General features: G+C 70.4%; 12 protein-coding genes and 1 pseudogene. 8 read left to right on the top strand and 5 right to left on the bottom strand.

The window, feature by feature from the left end:
- The 4 genes and pseudogenes from AOK08_RS15075 to AOK08_RS15060 form a co-directional block, all read left to right on the top strand.
- Positions 1-1,488 (top strand): alkaline phosphatase family protein (locus AOK08_RS15075; protein ID WP_055526071.1); only part of this gene is annotated, 1,488 nt, incomplete at its 5' end.
- Positions 1,489-1,572: 84 nt separating this feature from the next.
- Positions 1,573-2,064 (top strand): annotated as a pseudogene (locus AOK08_RS15070) (MoxR family ATPase); the annotation flags it as partial.
- Positions 2,061-3,869: a vWA domain-containing protein gene (locus AOK08_RS15065; RefSeq protein ID WP_055526070.1), complete on the top strand. Its 1,809-nt coding sequence runs from the start codon at positions 2,061-2,063 to the stop codon at positions 3,867-3,869. The pseudogene AOK08_RS15070 and the gene AOK08_RS15065, both read left to right, overlap by 4 nt.
- Positions 3,870-3,948: 79 nt before the next feature.
- Positions 3,949-4,377, top strand: coding sequence for an OsmC family protein (locus AOK08_RS15060; protein WP_055526069.1), 429 nt, complete (start codon positions 3,949-3,951; stop codon positions 4,375-4,377).
- A gap of 81 nt (positions 4,378-4,458) precedes the next feature.
- On the opposite strand, the gene AOK08_RS15055 is transcribed toward AOK08_RS15060, so the two are convergent.
- Together AOK08_RS15055 and AOK08_RS15050 are read right to left on the bottom strand one after the other, a co-directional pair.
- Complete coding sequence (locus AOK08_RS15055) at positions 4,459-5,274, bottom strand: SAM-dependent methyltransferase (protein ID WP_055526068.1); 816 nt, start codon at positions 5,272-5,274, stop codon at positions 4,459-4,461.
- Positions 5,275-5,364: 90 nt separating this feature from the next.
- Positions 5,365-6,228 carry a helix-turn-helix domain-containing protein gene (locus tag AOK08_RS15050; protein ID WP_055526067.1) on the bottom strand — a complete coding sequence of 288 codons (864 nt, stop codon included), beginning with the start codon at positions 6,226-6,228 and terminating at the stop codon, positions 5,365-5,367.
- Positions 6,229-6,440: 212 nt separating this feature from the next.
- On the opposite strand from AOK08_RS15050, the gene AOK08_RS15045 reads away from it, so the two are divergent.
- Complete coding sequence (locus tag AOK08_RS15045) at positions 6,441-6,869, top strand: hypothetical protein (RefSeq protein ID WP_055526066.1); 429 nt, start codon at positions 6,441-6,443, stop codon at positions 6,867-6,869.
- Here the strand turns inward: AOK08_RS15045 and AOK08_RS15040 are convergent.
- The gene (locus tag AOK08_RS15040) at positions 6,851-7,723 is read right to left on the bottom strand and encodes a helix-turn-helix domain-containing protein (RefSeq protein WP_079054035.1); all 873 of its coding nucleotides are present in this window, start codon (positions 7,721-7,723) and stop codon (positions 6,851-6,853) included. The two genes, AOK08_RS15045 and AOK08_RS15040, sit on opposite strands and share 19 nt — an antisense overlap.
- 154 nt (positions 7,724-7,877) lie before the next feature.
- On the opposite strand from AOK08_RS15040, the gene AOK08_RS15035 reads away from it, so the two are divergent.
- Both AOK08_RS15035 and AOK08_RS15030 read left to right on the top strand, forming a co-directional pair.
- Positions 7,878-8,183 (top strand): 4a-hydroxytetrahydrobiopterin dehydratase, encoded by a 306-nt coding sequence (locus tag AOK08_RS15035; RefSeq protein WP_055526065.1) that lies wholly within the window; start codon positions 7,878-7,880, stop codon positions 8,181-8,183.
- Positions 8,184-8,213: 30 nt separating this feature from the next.
- Positions 8,214-8,957, top strand: coding sequence for a class I SAM-dependent methyltransferase (locus tag AOK08_RS15030; protein ID WP_055526064.1), 744 nt, complete (start codon positions 8,214-8,216; stop codon positions 8,955-8,957).
- A gap of 84 nt (positions 8,958-9,041) precedes the next feature.
- Here AOK08_RS15030 and AOK08_RS15025 read toward each other — a convergent pair whose 3' ends face one another.
- Together AOK08_RS15025 and AOK08_RS15020 are read right to left on the bottom strand one after the other, a co-directional pair.
- Positions 9,042-11,705, bottom strand: a complete 2,664-nt coding sequence (locus tag AOK08_RS15025) for a cellulose binding domain-containing protein (protein WP_055526063.1) — start codon at positions 11,703-11,705, stop codon at positions 9,042-9,044.
- A gap of 220 nt (positions 11,706-11,925) precedes the next feature.
- A complete protein-coding gene (locus AOK08_RS15020) occupies positions 11,926-14,841 on the bottom strand; it encodes a glycoside hydrolase family 48 protein (protein ID WP_055526062.1) in 2,916 nt (971 codons plus the stop codon).
- A 536-nt stretch (positions 14,842-15,377) separates the two neighbouring features.
- Here AOK08_RS15020 and AOK08_RS15015 point away from each other — a divergent pair.
- On the top strand, positions 15,378-17,093 hold the full coding sequence (locus AOK08_RS15015) for a glycoside hydrolase family 6 protein (RefSeq protein WP_055526061.1): 1,716 nt from the start codon (positions 15,378-15,380) through the stop codon (positions 17,091-17,093).
- Positions 17,094-17,292 lie beyond the last annotated feature (199 nt).

Raw genomic sequence — 17,292 nt, 5'->3', positions numbered from 1 at the left:
GGATGCCGAGCTGGCTGGCGCACCGACTGGTCCAGCCAGACCGGCGCCAGCCAGCTCGGCATCCTGCACGGCACCAACCACGACATCCCGGCCTTCCGCTGGTACGAGAAGGACACCGGGGAGGTCATGGTCTGCAACCGGCCCGCCAGCGCCGTCGAACTCCAGCGCCGGGCCGTCGAACGCACCAGCGACGGCGGACTGCTCACCGTCGACGGCGCCAGCCGGGGCAACCTCTTCGGCGGCGGCGCCGACGAGCAGGCCCTCGTGCTGTCCATCGCCGGGCGGCGCGGCCGGGACAACCGGTCCCGCGCGGGCTACTTCGCCTACTTCTCCGACCCCGCCAACGCCGTCCGTACCGCCCTGTCCTTCGTCGCCGAGGTCGGCCGCGAGATCGGCCAGTCGACCGCGGCCCGGATGCGCAAGCGGCGCCCACGGGTCGCGCGCGGCGGCCTCTACCCCTTCATCCGCGCCTTCGCGACCGTCGTCGAGCGGGACGTGGTCGTCGCCGCCGTGATGGGCGACATGCTCGCCGGGCGCACCGCCGTCTACGCCGACCTGGTCGCCTACGACGAGGTCGCCCACCACTCCGGACCGCACAGCCGCGACGCCGAGAAGGTCCTCCAGCGCCTGGACCGGTCCGTCGCGCTGATCGCGCGGGTCGCCGAGCACGCGCCCCGCCCGTACCGGATCGTCCTCCTCTCCGACCACGGGCAGAGCCCCGGCGAGACCTTCCGGGGGCGGTACGGGCTCGGCCTCGGCGAGCTGGTCCGGGCCGGCTGCGGACTGCCCGTGCCGCGAAAGGCGCGGCGGACCCACAGCGGAGCCGAGGCGCGGGCCGCCGTGCGCGCCGCGCTGCACCGGCCCGTCGAGGAGAACGGGGGGTGGCACGTGCCCACCGGTCACCGCTCGGAACCCCTGGTGCTGGCCTCCGGCAACCTCGGGCTCATCTCCTTCCCGGACGTGCACCACCGGATGACCAGGGAGGAGATCGACGCCCGCCATCCGGCGCTGCTCGCCACCCTCGCCAGCCATCCCGGCGTCGGCTTCGTCCTCGTCGCCAGCGAGGAGCACGGCGGGCTGGTGCTGGGCGCGAACGGGGTGGAGATCCCGGTGGACGCGCTGGACGCGCTGGACACGCCGAACGGTGAACACAGCGCATTCCTCGCCGACTTCGGGCCCGGCGCGGCGAGCGCGGTGCGCCGCACGCACTCCTTCCCGCACGCCGCCGACATCATGGTCAACTCCTGGTACGAACCGGCCACGGGCGAGGTGCTCGCCTTCGAGGAGCAGATCGGCTCGCACGGCGGACTCGGCGGCGACCAGGGCCGACCCTTCCTGCTGGCGCCCCTCGGGCTGTCGGCGGCGGCCCGGGACGGGGAGGAACTGGTCGGCGCCGAGCACATCCACCGCGTACTGCGGCGCTGGCTGCGCGAGTGCAACGGGCCGCAGGTGCCCCTGGGAACTCCCGGTGACCGCAGGGCCGGCTGAGCGCGCACCGCCGGAAAATGGGCTGCGCTCCCGCGCCGCCGTCCCCACACTGGTCGCAACACTGTTCGTACCGGACCTCACGCCCCGAAGACCGAGGAGCCCTTCTCCACACCCCGCTCCTGGCACATGCTCTCCGACGCCCTGCACTCCTTCGGGCCCGCGCTCGACGAGGAGACCCTGAAGGTGATCGCGCACGGCGCGCTCACGCCGACGCACGCCGTCGCGTTCTGCGGGTACGTCAAGATCGTGCGCAGCCGTTTCGGCGTCGACGCGATCATCAAGGGCGACGCGCGCTGGCCCCACCGCGTCGAGGACCGCGACCTGCTGTACTACCTCGCCGAGTCGTTCCGCGGCCGGCTCGTCAAGGAACTCCCCGCCAGCAAGGGGCACATGTCGCCGAACGGGCGGGAGGCGGCGTACCGCGCGAAGTCGCTGCTCGTGCAGCTCGCCGAGATCTCCGTGGAGGTCGCGCAGAGCGTCATCGCCTCCGACGCCGACGGCAACCCCCTGCTGCCCGCCTGGTTCCTGGTCGAGGCGGCGCGGGACATGCCCCGGCTCGTCGAGGCGCGGCGGTGAGCCGGGCGGGCAGGCAGGCGCAGAAGAAGAAGAGAGACCTTGCGGCGGAGGCGTTCGAGGCGGGAATCGCCCTCGTGCGCGCCAACCCGGCGCTCGGTTCGGTGGACCTGAAGGTCTGCCGGACCACCCGGGACTGCTTCCTGACGCCCGACGACGGACTGGTGCGCGTCGACTCCGACGGGGTGCTGCACGCCCACCCCACCCGCCGGGCCGAACCGGCCGAATGGGCGTGGGCGGTCGCGCACGGCCTCATCCACCTCGGCTTCGGGCACGTTCCCGCGGCCAAGGGCGAGCGCGTCCAGCCCGACCGCTACGACATCGCCGCCCGCTGCGTCGTGGTCAACCGTTTCCTGCTCGGCTTCTCCGTCGGCACCGCCCCCGAACACCTGCCGTCCGCCTACCCGGACGGCGACGAGGAGCAGCTCGCCGCCCGCTGGCGGCGCGCGGGCTCGGTCCCGGCCGTGTTCGAGCGGTGCGGTACGGCGGGCGGTGGGCCCGACCAGTGGCTCGAACCGTACGACAAGTGGGCCCCGTCGGTCCCCGACTGGCAGCTCGCGTTCGCCCACGCGCTCACCCGCACGATGGCGACGGCGATGGACGTGGCCGGTGGCCGACGCGAGTCCATGTCCGACGACGCGGCTCAAGTACGGCCCTGGGAAAAGGCGTTGAGCTGGTTCGTCACCTCCTACCCGCTGCTCGGCGGCATCGCGGCCGGCATCGAGCTCGTCGCCGACCTCGAACTCGCCCAGGCCCACGGCATCTCCGTCGCCGCCGTCAACGCCGAGGCGGGCGAGATCTACGTCAACCCGCTGCGGCAGATGGAGGACGAGGAATGGCGGTTCGTCCTCGCCCACGAGATGCTGCACGCCGCCCTGCGCCACGGCGACCGCTGCGGCACCCGCGACCCGTACGTCTTCAACGTCGCCTGTGACTACGTCATCAACGGCTGGCTGACGGAGATGGACGTCGGCACGCCACCCGAAGGGCTGCTGTACGACGCCGAGTTGAAGGGTCTGTCGGCGGAGGAGGTGTACGACCGGATCGCGCACGACCTGCGCCGGATGCGCCGCCTGTCCACCCTGCGCGGAAAGGGCGCCTGCGATGTCCTGGGCGCCCCGCTGGGCTCACCGCGCGAGCATGTCGACCTCGACGAGTTCTACCGGCGCGGCCTCGGCCAGGGACTGAACCTGCACCAGCAGCATGAACGGGGTTACCTTCCCGGCGGGTTGGTCGAGGAGATCCGCGCTCTGAACCATCCGCCGCTGCACTGGGACGCCCGACTCGCCCGCTGGTTCGACGAGTTCGTGCCCCGTCCGGAGCCCGTACGGTCGTACGCGCGTCCCTCGCGCCGCCAGTCGTCCACCCCCGACATCCCGCGCGCGGGACGGTACTTCCCGCCCGAGGAGATCGCCCGCTGCACGTTCGGGGTCGTCCTGGACACCTCCGGGTCGATGGACCGGACGCTGCTCGGGAAGGCGCTGGGCGCGATCGCCTCGTACGCCGGAGCACGGGACGTACCGGCCGCGCGGGTCGTGTTCTGCGATGCCGCCGCGCACGACGCGGGCTATCTGCCGGTCAGTGAGATCGCCGGGCGGGTCCGGGTGCGCGGGCGCGGCGGGACGGTGCTCCAGCCGGGCATCGACCTGCTGCACCGGGCCGACGACTTTCCACCGGGGGCGCCCGTCCTGGTCATCACGGACGGCTGGTGCGACGTACTGCGGGTGCGGCGCGAGCACGCCTATCTGATTCCACACGGCGCTCGTCTGCCGTTCACCGCGCGTGGGCCGGTCTTTCGCGTGCAGTGAACGGCAAGTGGGGTCGGAGTGTGATCGGATGGGACCATACGGAACCCCGGCTTCGGGACCACACGCGAAAGGAAGAACCGTGGCTACCACGCGCTCTGCACACACCGTCTGGGAAGGCAACCTGCTGGAGGGCAACGGCGTTGTCACCTTCGACTCCTCCGGTGCCATCGCCGCCCAGCCCGTGACGTGGGCCTCGCGCGCCCAGGACGCGAACGGCAAGACCAGCCCCGAGGAGCTGATCGCCGCCGCCCACTCCAGCTGCTTCTCCATGGCGTTCTCGCACGCCCTGGCCGGCGCGGGCACCCCGGCCACCAAGCTCACGACGTCGGCCGACGTCGTCTTCCAGCCGGGTGAGGGCATCACCGGCATCCACCTCACCGTGGAAGGCACCGTGGACGGCATCGATGAGGACGCCTTCGTCGCCGCCGCCGAGAACGCCAAGGAGAACTGCCCGGTCAGCAAGGCCCTGACCGGCACGACGATCACGCTGTCGGCGAAGCTCGCCTGACGTTCGCCTGACGCTCGCTCACGGCCCCTGCCGCGCCCCTCGATGTCCGAGGTGCGCGGCATCGGCTTTCGAGCCCCGGCCTCAGGGCTTGCGGGCCACGCCCGCGTACACCGGCACGATGCCCTCGGCCTGGGCCGCCACGTCCTCCGGCTCCGGGCGCCAGCCGTAGACGGGGATCACGCCGGGGCCCAGCAGTTCCAGGCCGTCGAAGAAACGGTGGAAGTCGGCCAGCGGACGCGGATAGAACGGCGTGCCGCTGCGGCGGAAGTGCTCGGCCGCCTTCGTGATGGCCTCGGGGCTGAGGTCCGGGGTGACCTGGGAGAGGATCAGGTAGCTGCCGGGGGCGAGCGCGTCGACGTACGTCTTCAGCAGGCCGTACACGTCGTCGCCCCCGGGGTCGTCGCCCAGGTAGTGGGTCAGCGCGACCAGGGACAGCGCGACGGGCCGGGTGAGGTCCAGGGACTCGGCGGCCAGCCGCAGGATCGTCCTGGGGTCGCGGGCGTCGGCGTGCACGTACTCGGTCGAGCCCTCGGCCGTGCCGCGCAACAGGGCCTGGGCGTGCCGCAGGACGATCGGGTCGTTGTCCGCGTACACCACCTTGGCCTCGGGGGCGACGCTCTGGGCCACCTGGTGCAGGTTCGGCTCGGTGGGGATGCCCGTACCGATGTCCAGGAACTGGCGGATCCCGGCCTCGGCGGCGGCCCGCGTCGCACGTTGCATGAACCGGCGGTTGGCACGCGCCCCGCGCAGCACCGTGCCGTCCACGGCGAGGATCCTGCGGGCCAGCTCCTCGTCCACCGGGTAGTTGTCCTTCCCGCCGAGCCACCAGTCGTAGACCCGGGCGGGATGGGGTCTGCTGGTGTCCATGCGGGTGGGCGCGCCCTCGGCTGGGGTCATGGCGATGTGCTCCTCGAGTGCCGTGAGTTCGTTCCGTAGGTCCGGCGAGCCGGTGAACCGGTCAGCAAATGGGCCCGGCCGACCAGTGGATCAGTAGCCGTCGCGGTACTCGGCGATGATCTCCTTGGTGCGCTGGGCCGACGCGGCAGCCGCCGTCATGTGGTCCAGGACCTCCAGATGCGAGGCGACCTCCCGGCGGGAGTCCAGATACAGCGCACCGGTCAGATACTCCGTGTACACCATGTCGGGCAGTTCAGGCTCGGCGAAGCGGAACAGCTCGAAGGGCGCCGACGTGCCCGGATGCGGGCCGTCCAGGAACTCCGCTACCTGGATGGTGACATGGCCGCTCTCCGAGGCGTCGAGGAGCCGGTCCAACTGGTCGCGCATGACCTCGCCGTGGATGCTCACGGGCCTGCGCAGCACCGTCTCGTCGATGATCACCCAGAGGTGCGGCGGGTGTTCACGCGTCAGCAGCTTCTGCCGGGCCATCCGCAGCGACACATGCCGCTCGACCGCCTCGGGGCCCGTGTGCCCGATAGTCCCCGCCTCCATGACGGCACGCGCGTACTCCGGGGTCTGCAACAGGCCAGGAACGAAGTGCGGTTCGTAGGAGCGGATCAGCCTGGCGGAGCCCTCCAGGCTCACATGCATGCTGAACCAGTCCGGCAGGACGTCCGAGAACCGCTGCCACCAGCCGGGCTCGTTCGCCTCCTCGGCCAGGCAAACGAATGTGGACACTTCCTCCGGGGGGACGCCGTATGCTGTCAACAGCACATGCACATAAGGGATCTTGAGGGATACCTCGGCCATTTCCATCCGACGTACGGTCGCCGGGGCCACCCGAAGGATCTTCGCGGCCTCTTCCCGCCTCAGCCCGGCGGCCTCGCGCAGCTCCTGGAGCCGTCTCCCGAGCACCACCTGGCCCACGGTGGGCGCAGCCCGCCGCTCGCTCACGCCACGCCTCCCCTACGCGCCGAATCAACGCGAGCAGTGTGTCATGTTCCGCTACCGACCTGACAGGTTCGAGCCAAGTGGATTACGTGGGAGGTAATCGACCGTCGCCGGGCCGGGCGGAAGAGTGGTGCCACCGGGTTCCGGGCGGCGCACTCCGAACCGGAACCCGGCCCCCGGACCGTGACCTTTTCCTCGACGGAGGGTGATCCGCCATGTCCGCACCCCAGATCGCCGTACTCGCCGCCCGCACCACCGAACCGTCCGTGATGCTGCGCCGCTTCCTGGCGCTGGACGCGCTGGTGACCGGATCCAACGCGCTCGCCTACCTGGTGGCGTCCGGACCGCTCGGCCGCCTCCTCGGTGTCGGCTCGGGGCTGCTCGTCGAACTCGGCCTGTTTCTCGCCGTGTTCACTGCCGGAGTCGGCTGGCTGGCATCGAGCAAGCAGCCGGCCGCGCTTCCGGTGCGCCTGGTGATCGAGGCCAACCTCGCCTGGGCGGCGCTCAGTTGCGTCGCGCTGGTGCTGTGGCTCTCGCCGACCGCGGTCGGAGCCGTGTGGGCGGTGGCGCAGGCGGCCGTGGTGGCCGGATTCGCCGCGCTTCAGCACGTGTCCCTGAGGGCACGTCAACTCACCATGGAGTGAAGGAACTTGACCGTCGCCGGGTCGGCCGGGAGGAGCGTCTCGATGGCCAGCTCGGCGACGGTGACGTCCATCGGGGTGTTGAAGGTCGAGATCGACGAGATGAAGGACAGCACCTGGCCCTCGTGCTCGATCCGCATGGGCAACGCGAACGCGGGCACGGGATCGGGCGTCCGGCCCGCCGGGCTCTCCTCCGCACCCGGCACCGGGTACGCGGCGACCTCGTCGTACAGCGCGCGCAGCGGAGCCGAACGGGACAGGGCGATCTGGCGTTCCATCTGGGCGAGCAGATGCCCGCGCCACTCGGGAAGGTTGCGGATGCGCGGGGCCAGGCCCTCCGGATGCAGGGTGAGGCGCATCGCGTTGATGGGCGGCGCCAGCAGGGCCTCGGGGAGACCGTCGAGAAGCGCCAGGATGCCCCGGTTGGCGGCCACGATGTCGTAGGTGGCGTCGACGACGAACGCCGGGTAGGGCTCGTACCCCTGGATCAGCCGCTCGATGCCCTGGCGCAGGGACTCCAGCGCCGGGTCGTCGAGCGGGGTCTCACGAAAACGCGGGGCGTAACCGGCCGCGAGGAGAAGGGCGTTGCGCTCCCGGACCGGGACGTCCAGGTGCTCCGCGAGCCGCAGGAGCAGCTCCTCGCTCGGGCGGGACCGGCCGGTCTCGACGAAGCTGATGTGACGGGCGGACGAATCTGCCCGCAGCGCCAGTTCGAGCTGGCTGACGCGCCGCCGCTCCCGCCAGGCCCGCAGCAGCGGCCCGGCCCCCTTGTGGGTTTTGTGCGCCTTGCGAGTCTTGTCGGTCTTGTTCGCGGGGCGGATGGGGCGGGCGGTGCCGCCGGTCGGGGCCGTGGTCATACGACGACCGTAGCCGAGGAGCGGCACCAGGGGGGCGAACGAACGGGTGGTCGGCCCCCGAAGGGTGAAACGGCCGCCCGGAACCCGTCTGACCTGGGCCGAGACGCCCGCCCTGTGGCACGCTGAGAGGACCCATCAGGGAAGGAGCGTGGCCATGTCCGTCGAACCGCTGTCGCAGAAGGTGATCGAGGACCGGCTGGGGGAGCTGCCGGGCTGGTCGCTCGCCGGGGACCGCATCGCCCGCTCCTACCGCCTCGGCTCGCACTTCGCCGCGACGGCCCTGGTCATCCACATCGCCCAGGTCCAGGAGGAACTGGGCCACCACTCCGACCTCACCCTCGGCTACAACACGGTGTCACTCACCGTGAACACCCACAGCGCGGGCGGCGCTGTCACGGACCTGGACTTCGAGCTCGCCCGCAGGGTCGAGGCCCTCGCGCCGGGCCACGGGGCGAGCTGACCGGGCCGGCGGGGGAGCGGGAGCACGCCTGTGCTGGACTACAACCAGGAGGCGGAGCGGTACGACGGACTCCGCGGCGGCGAGCCCAGGGCGGCGGCCGCCGCGGAGGCCGTGCTGAGCCTGGTGCCCGAAGGGGTGCGCAGCCTGCTCGACGTGGGATGCGGGACGGGCATCGTGACCCGGCGGCTCGCGGCCGGCCGGGCAGGTATGCGGGTGACGGGCGTCGACCTGACCGACGCGATGGCGCGGCGGGCCGCCGCCCGGCTGCCGGGGGCCGTCGTACTCGCCGACAGTCGCCAACTCCCCTTTCCGGGCGGCCGGTTGGACGCGGTCACGAGTGTGTGGCTGCTGCATCTCGCCGGGCGGGACGAGGACGTCCGGGACATCATCGGGGAGTGCGCGCGGGTGCTGCGGCCGGGCGGGGTCTATGTCACCACCGTCGACAAGGGCGCCTCGCACAACGTGGGCAGTGACATCGACGCCGTCCTCGCCTCGCGCCCGTGGCGTGCGGCGCCGGACGCGGCGGCCGTCGTCGAGGCGCATGCCGTCGGGCACGGGCTGGTGCCGGCCGGGGAGGCCCGCTTCCGGGGGCGCGGCCAGGGGCGCAGTCCCCGGCGGGCCGTCGCGGACCTGCGGCGCGGATGGTTCATGACGCTGCCGCCGGGCCACCCGCTCGCCGACGGCTTCGCCGCCCGCCTGGAGGCGCTGCCCGACCAGGACCGGCCGCGCCCGGACCCGGTGTTCAACCTCCGGGTTTTCCGGAAGCCGGGGTGACGACAGGCCCGAGTGGCGGATCACCGGTGCGTGTGTGTGCCCGGTGGGTGTGCGCTCCGCCGGGCACACACCCACCGGGGCGGATCAGACGACCGAGCAGTTCTGGTCGCCCAGCTTGAAGGCGGTCGGTTTTCCGTTCGTCCCCGACCGGTTGCCCGTGAACCCGAAGCTCACCGACGAGCCCGCCGCCACGTTCGCGTTCCAGTTGAGGTTCTTCACCTTCACCGCCGCGCCCGACTGGGTGTAGTCGGCGTTCCAGAGCTGGGAGACGCTCTGGCCGCTCGGGAAGGACCAGCCAAGTGACCAGCCGTTCCAGGCGGTTGTGCCCGTGTTGCTGAGCTTCACATCCGCCTGGAAGCCGCCCGCCCACTCGCTGATGACCTTGTACGTCACCGCACAGGCCCCTGTGGGTGTCGGCGGCGGGTCCGTGCCGCCTCCGCCGCCCCCGCCCGCGTCGGACGACTCGCCGTAGACGACACCGCGCCCGTTGGTCGACACGTACACGCGCCCGTACACCCTCGGGTCACCGGTGATCGCCGCGCCCGTCCAACCCCACTGGTGGGCATCGTCGTTGATACGCGTCCAGGTCGCACCCTTGTCCGTGGAGCGGAAGATCCCGCGCACGCCGCCGATCTTCGCGCTGGTGTAGAGCGTCTGGTAGGCCCCACCCGTCGCCGCCTTGCCGAAGCCGATCGTGTCGGCCTGGTCGACGTTCGGCAGCTTGGTGAACGTCGTACCGCCGTCCGTGGAGTGCCACAGGCCGTACGCGCCGTCCGTCGCGCCGCCCGCCAGCCAGATGTCGCCCTTCGTGCCCGGCAGCGCCTTGAAGCGCACACTGTCACCGGCCGGGAGACCGGTCGCCGCCGACGCCGTGAAGGTCGCCCCGCCGTCCGAACTCACATAGAACTTGCCCGACTTGAAGCCGTAGAACGTCTTCGGGTCCACTCGGTCCGACTCGACGGTCGCGCCCGCCGGAATGCCCGCCGACTCCGACCACGACGTACCGAAGCCCGTCGCGTACCGCACGCCCGTGCCCGCCGGGCTCCACACGAACCGGCCGCCGTCCGACGCCGCCGCGATCGTGCCGCCGCCCGAGACACCCGAAGGGTCGCTGCCCGCGAACCAGTTGGCGCCGTTGTCCGTCGAGAACGCGACATGCGGGCCCGAGTCCAGGTCGCCGACACGGGCCACGATCCCCGGGTTCGTCTCGGCGAAGTCCAGGCTCGTGGTCGTCGTGAAGGTCGGTGAAGTGAACATCATCGAGGGGACCTTGGTGAGATCAGTGTGCCGGAAGCCGCCCAGGTCACCGAGCGCGCTGAGCAGCACCGCACCGCCGGACGGCGGAGCGGCCAGGTCGTTGACGGCCGTCTCCTCCAGGCCCTGGACCATCGGTTTGATGGTGAACTGGCTGCCGCTGTCCCAGTTGGTGAGGTTCTCCGTGCCGTAGATCGTCGCGCCCGTGCCGTACATCATGCGGTTCGAGTCGAACGGGTCGATCTCCAGCGACTCCGTCATCCACCCGAGTTTCGGGGTCTGTTCGGGCGGCGCCGGGTTCCCGCCGAAGGTCAGCCACGGGGCGGACGAGACGTCCATCGTGAAGCGGTTGGAGCGGTTCGGGTACGAGGTGTAGTCCCAGGCCCTCGTCCAGGTGGCGCCGCTGTCCGTGGAGCGGAAGATCTGGGTGTCGGGCCACCAGGAGCTGTACGCCGTCGCCATCACCGTGCCCGGCCTGCGCCGGTCGACCGTCAGCCCGCTGAAGCCGTAGGAGGTGTCCGCCTCCGCCACCGGGCTGATGTTCGCCCAGGTGCCGGTGGCCGTCGCGTACCGCCACAACTGGCCCTTGCCGCCGTCGTACGGGCCGCCTTTGTCGCTGTACGGGAGGTACAAGTAGCCGTTCTTCGCGTCCAGTACGCCCTTGTGGGCCAGATACCCGGTGGGCTGCCCGGCCAGCCGCGACCAGGTAGCGCCCGCGTCCGTCGAGCGGTACACCGCGTTGTCCTTGTCGGCGACCCCGACATAGACCGTGCGGGTCGCGCTGCCCGGCGTACCGGTCGACTCGTCGAAGGTGACCCAGACGATGCCCTGGTTGTCGCTGGCGTACCCGCTGGTGTCGGTCGGATCCTGTATGTAATTCCCGACGTTGGGGAAGTTCGCCACCTGGGACCAGGTCGCCCCCGAGTCCGTCGACCGCCACAGGCCCTTGCCGCTGGGCGCGCCCAGATACAGCACGCTGTTGCGGTTCGGGTCGACGGCGAGACGTTCACCCATGCCCCGGCCGGGCATGTTGCCGCCCAACTTGAAGGGCAGATCGGCCCGTTGCCAGTTCGCGCCCCGGTCACCGGACCGCAGCACGGCACCGTTCCCGGGATCCCAGCTGTTGGTGTACGTGCCGACAGCCGCGTACACCTTGTCCGGGTCCACGGAGTCGGAGGCGAGGCTGACCACCCCGGTGTGGCCCCAGCGGTCCCAGCCGACCGAGTCCGTCAGCGGGAGCCAGGTCTTCGTCGACTCCTGCCAGCGGTAGGCGCCGCCGATGTCCGTGCGCGCGTACGCCAGGTTCTTCTCGGTGCGGTTGAAGACGATGCCGGGGACGAAACCGCCACCGTCGATCCGGGCGTTCTTCCAGGTGTACGTGTCCGCCGCGAGCGGCGCCTTCGCCGGGCCGCCGGTCGCGAGCGCGGACGGAGCGCCGGCGAGCAGACCGGCCGTGAGCGCGAGGACGGCCGTGAGGATACGGGTTCTTCGCACGGGAGGTCCTTTCGTGGGGGGAGGCGCTTTCCATGCGAGAAGTGAGTCGCCGGGCGGCCCCAGTGCGGGAAGGGCCGCCCGGCTGGTCGGCCCCGTCGTCCGGTGACGGGGCCTTATACACGGAGCCTCGGGCGCTCAGGGGGGCGCGGGGAACTGCGCGACCAGCCACAGCGGGCCCGCAGATCAAACACCGCCCAACCCGCGGAGCGCCCCGCGGGGGCTATTCGAGAAGCTCCGCGTACGAACCCATCGCCAGCGCGATGTCCGCCTGCGCCCAGAACCGGTGATAGGTGAACGAGGGCGCGGCGCCACCGGCCAAGTACGCCTCGATCTTCGACCAGTTGGGGTCGTTCTTGTAGAAGGAGCGGAGCGAGAGGAACGTCGACGACGAGTTGATCGCGTCGCCGTTCGGCATCTTGCCCGTCCAGCCCGACGGAATGGAGACGGCGTCGCCGAACCGGCTGTAGTCCGTCCGGGTCTCCGGGACGGCGATGCCCCGGGAGTCCTGGTAGTTGGACCACATGCCGTCCAGCAGCGCCTTCGCCGTCGTCGCCGCCTCGGTGTCACCGGAGCGGTCGGCGTAGAACGTCAGCGTCTTGGCGTACGCCGCCGCCACGCCCACGTCGTTGGTGTAGTCGGCGACGGTGACGTGAAGTCCCGCGTTGGCACCCGGAGTTGTGGCGTTCCAGGTGTCGGGTGCGCCCGACCACTGGAGTGTCGCCGGGATACGGTAGGTACCGTCCGGGTTGATCGTCGTCTTGGACAGGGCCCAGTCGACCCACTTGTCCAGGACGCTCTTGGCCGCCGCGTTGCCCGTCTGCTGGTAGTACTCGGCGACCCGCTCCATGGACCACGCCTGGAAGCCGAACCACTGGTTGGACGGCGGGTCGTGGTACACCGGCTGCTCGTCGTAGTACATGCCGTAGAAGGTCGGCGTACCGGCCGGCGGGGTCGCGTAGCGGCCCGCCCAGCTGTTGGTCGCGCCGCCCGCGATGGCACCCTCGTTGGACTGGAGCCAGCGGTAGAACTCGACCTGCCGTTGCAGCGACTTCGTCCAGTCCGCCTGCCCTGTCGCCGACTTGGGCTTCAGATCGGCGTACGAGCTGAGCGCGTACGCGGCCAGCGGGTTCTGGTAGCCGCCGTGCATATGGCTGGAGCCGATGCGCCAGGCCCAGCCCGCCGAGGTGTCGGTGGCGCCGCCCCACGCGTAGTACCAGGACAGCAGATAGGACGAGGCGTCCTTGCCGGTACCGGCGGGGCAGGTGGACGGCCCGACACAGTTGCCGATCTTCTTGAAGTACTTGTCGTACATGGCGTAGCGGAGATAGTCGCCCATCTTCGCGGCCTTGCCGACGGTCGCCGAGACGTCACCGCCCTTGCCCTGCTGCTTCGCCCAGACGTCCGCCCAGTACGCGGCCTGCACGGCGCGCGCGTCGGCGTCCGGGGCGTCGGTGAACTTCCACTGCTTCGCGTACGAGGCGTCACCGGTGAACAGGTCCAAGTACCCGTTCTTGCCGCCGTACTTGAACATGTCGCAGGTCGGCTGCGGGACGGTCTCCCACACCGATTCCTGCGGTCCGCGCTGGAAGGTGTTGATGTAGGAGGGGCCGGCGTTCGTCGGGCCCGCCTCGCACTTGCCGGGCGAGTTGCCGTAGCCGTACACGTTGTCGACGTCCTGGAGCCAGTGCATGCCGTACACGTCGTCCGTGTTGTACGTGCTCTTCAGCTCGGCCGCCAGCGGGTCGGTGCCGACCGAGACACCGGTGTCCAGCTTGGCCGGGTACTGGCTCGGCAGGTCCATCTCGGGGGCGTACGTAGCCGGCTTCGACGGGTTGTAGAAGGAGCCGGTCGGCTGGTCGGCGTGGGTGGGGATCATGTACTTCTCCATGATCGTCCAGGCGCCGTTGAACTTGCTCCAGTCGCCCGTCACCTTGCCGTACATGGCCTGGAGCCACAGGAGGTAGCTGTACGCCTCCGACGTGGACTCGTGGCCCTGGTCCGGCGCCTCGACGACCAGCGTCTCGACCGAGTGGTACGGGATGCCCTCGGGGGAGAAGTAGCCGCTCGCCGGGTTGGTGATCTTGCCGTAGAGGTCCAGGAAGCGGGCGTCGTACACCTTCGAGGCCGCCAGCTCCGTGACGGTGACCGTCGCCTTGGCGTGACCGGTGGCCGTGGAGTCGAAGGCCGCCGATCCGGTGCCCGTGGCGTCGGCGGTGACCGTCACCTTCTGCGCCGTGTTCCAGTTCGCCGGCGTGAAGGTGAGCGAGGCGCCACCCGTCACCGACAGCCCCGTGTTGCCGCTCGCGCGGGCCGTCGTCACGGTCACGTTCGCGCTCGGCTGCGTCGACAGCTTGATGTCGTACGTCGCCGACTTGCCCTGCTGCACGCCGAGTTGGGTCGGTACGGCGACCACGGCGGGACCCGAGGCGACCGTGATGCCTACCGGCGTGGACGGCGCCGACGCGCCCAGGCTGTCGTAGGCCTTCGCCAGCAGCGAGTGGGCGCCCACGGCCAGACCGGTGGCCGAGTACGTGTACGGCGCGGTCGTGTCCGTGCCGAGCAGCGTGGTGTCGTCGTAGAACTCGACCTTGGTGATAGTCGCGCTGTCCGCAGCGGCCGCGGTGGCCGCCATCGGTACCGCGGTGCCCTGCGAGTAGACCGCGCCCGCGGCCGGACTCGTCAGCACGGTGACCGGCGGCTGGTGGGCCCCGGCGCAGGTCGTCCCGTTGATCGCGAACGACGTCGGCGCCGCGTTGGCGCCGCTGTACGTGAACTGCCCACCGGTGCTGACGGCCGCCCCGGCGGCGATCGTCGCGTTGTATGCCGCGTTCTGCGCGGTGACCGTCTGCCCGGACTGGGACCAAGTGCCGTTCCAGCCGTTGCTGAGCTTCTGGTTGCCCGCGTAGGCGTACGTCAGTGTCCAGCCGTTGATGACATCCGTACCGCGGTTGGTGATCGTGACGTCCGCGGTGAAACCGGAGCCCCAGTCATTGGTCTTGTAGTCGACGCTGCACTGAACAGCCGCCGCCTGAGCGGGAGTCGTGCCCGTCGCGAGCAGGGTCAGGGGGAGCGCGAGGGCCGCCGTGACAGCGGTCCAGAACCGCCGCGTGACGCGGCGTCTGTTTCGGGGGTGCATGGTGCTGGTTCCTCCTAGCGGGCTCGGAGGTGCTCGTGGAGAAGTGGGGAGGAGCAACAAGCCTTGAACCAGTGGGAGCGCTCCCATATTGAGGACAGGGGTGTCAAGGGTCAAGGTGTTTGAAGACTCGAATTGATTCGACGTAGACATCTGCTGGAAACATCGGTAGCTCTCTGTCCTTTACCGTCACTTGGCGCTAGCTTCGTTGACACCAGTGGGAGCGATTCCGTGAGTCGACGCGTCCGCAACGACGCGCCCGATCTGCAAGGAGTCGCTCATGCGACACCCCCCGCGTTCAGGTCTTTTAGTCGTGCTCCGCGCTGCCGCCGCGGGCCCTGCCCGGCGGGCGAGAACACCTGCGCGCACTCCTTCACCGACCGGGTCATGACGTGGTCCGACGACCGCGCCCTGCCGTACCCCGGCCTTCGGGGCCGGACCGCGCGACCCCCCGCGCGCCATCGGCCGGTGCGTCGACTCCCCCTCACGGCAAGGCGCTTCTCATCCGTACACAGGAACACGAGAGGACACCCGCACTCATGAGCCGTACCCGAACAGCGATCCTCGCCTCCATGGCGCTGGTCGCCGGTGCCACCGGCGCCGCGGTGGCCGCCGCGCCCCCCGGCGCGGGTCTCGCCGCGATTCCCTGCACGGTCGACTACAAGGTGCAGAACCAGTGGTCCACCGGCTTCACCGCCTCGGTGACCGTCACCAACAATAGCGCGGCCAAGTCGAGTTGGGCCGTGAAGTGGTCGTACGCCGGCAACCAGCAGGTCACCAGCGGCTGGAGCGCGAAGTTCAGCCAGAGCGGTGCCGCCGTGACCGCCGCCAACGAGACATACAACGGCACGCTCGCCACCGGCGGTTCGGTCAGCTTCGGCTTCAACGGCAGCTACAGCGGCACCAACACGCTCCCGACCACCTTCACCCTCGACGGTGTCACCTGCAACGTCGACGGCGGGGGCGGGGGCGGTCCCACCGATCCGCCGGATCCCGGCAGCGGCAACAGGGTCGACAACCCCTACGCCGGTGCCAAGGTGTACGTGAACCCGGAGTGGTCGGCGAACGCCGCCGCCGAGCCGGGCGGCAGCCGGGTCGCGGGCCAGCCCACCGGTGTCTGGCTGGACCGGATCTCCGCCGTCACCGGAACGGCGAGCAAGATGGGCCTGCGCGCCCACCTCGACGCGGCCCTCCAGCAGAAGGGCACCGGCGAACTCGTCGTCCAACTGGTCGTCTACGACCTGCCCGGCCGCGACTGCTCCGCCCTCTCCTCCAACGGCGAACTCGGCCCGACGGAGATCGACAAGTACAAGACCCAGTTCATCGACCCGATCAAGACGATCCTCGCGGACCCCAAGTACGCGGGCCTGCGCATCGTCGCCGCCGTCGAGATCGACTCGCTGCCCAACCTCGTCACCAACACCGGCAGCCGGGCCACGGCCACCCCCCAGTGCGATGTGATGAAGGCGAACGGCAACTACATCAAGGGCGTCGGCTACGCGCTCAACAAGCTCGGTGACGTGCCGAACGTCTACAACTACGTCGACATCGGCCACCACGGCTGGATCGGCTGGGACGACAACTTCGGCCCCACCGCCGACATCATCAAGCAGGCGGCCACCTCCGAGGGCGCGACGGTGAACGACGTCCACGGATTCATCGCCAACACGGCGAACTTCAGCGCCCTGAAGGAGAGCAACTTCTCCATCAACGACACCGTGGCAGGCAAGTCGGTCCGCGAGTCGAAGTGGGTGGACTGGAACCGGTACACCGACGAGCTGTCCTACGCGCAGGCCTTCCGTAACCAGGCGGTCACGGCCGGCTTCCCGGCCGGCGTCGGCATGCTGATCGACACCTCCAGGAACGGCTGGGGCGGCACCGCACGGCCCACCGGACCCGGCCCGTCGACCAGCGTCGACACGTACGTCGAGGGCGGACGCATCGACCGGCGCATCCACGTCGGCAACTGGTGCAACCAGGCCGGCGCGGGTCTGGGCGAACGGCCGAAGGCGGCTCCGGCGGCCGGGATCGACGCGTACGTGTGGATGAAGCCTCCGGGGGAGTCCGACGGGTCCAGCTCGGCGATCCCGAACGACGAGGGCAAGGGGTTCGACCGGATGTGCGATCCGACGTACACGGGTAACCCGCGGAACAACAACAACATGTCGGGAGCGCTCCCGAACGCGCCGGTTGCCGGGCACTGGTTCTCCGCGCAGTTCCAGGAGCTCATGAGGAACGCGTACCCGCCGCTGTAGGCTCCGCCGGATCGGCCGTCTGTCGGGTGCGGGCCGGTGGGGGCTGGTCGCGCAGTTCCCCGCGCCCCTAAAAGACGCGCAGTTCCCCGCGCCCCCAAAGGCGTGCGGGTCCCCGGGCTCCTGAAGGTGCGCAGTTCCCCGCGCCCCTAAAAGCGCGCAGGTCACCGTGCTCCTAAAAGGCTGACGCTTATACACATCT

The organism is Streptomyces graminilatus, assembly GCF_001418565.1.
In the GTDB taxonomy this organism is placed as follows: Bacteria; Actinomycetota; Actinomycetes; order Streptomycetales; family Streptomycetaceae; genus Streptomyces; species Streptomyces graminilatus.
This window is presented reverse-complemented; position numbering and strand designations above follow the sequence as displayed.

Bases quoted from the DNA above. Each gene is read 5' to 3' on its own strand.
- AOK08_RS15020 (WP_055526062.1), bottom strand. From the start codon at position 14,841: ATGCACCCCCGAAACAGACGCCGCGTCACGCGGCGGTTCTGGACCGCT.
- AOK08_RS15040 (WP_079054035.1), bottom strand. From the start codon at position 7,723: ATGACCACGGCCCCGACCGGCGGCACCGCCCGCCCCATCCGCCCCGCG.
- AOK08_RS15035 (WP_055526065.1), top strand. From the start codon at position 7,878: ATGTCCGTCGAACCGCTGTCGCAGAAGGTGATCGAGGACCGGCTGGGG.
- AOK08_RS15015 (WP_055526061.1), top strand. From the start codon at position 15,378: ATGAGCCGTACCCGAACAGCGATCCTCGCCTCCATGGCGCTGGTCGCC.
- AOK08_RS15055 (WP_055526068.1), bottom strand. From the start codon at position 5,274: ATGACCCCAGCCGAGGGCGCGCCCACCCGCATGGACACCAGCAGACCC.
- AOK08_RS15045 (WP_055526066.1), top strand. From the start codon at position 6,441: ATGTCCGCACCCCAGATCGCCGTACTCGCCGCCCGCACCACCGAACCG.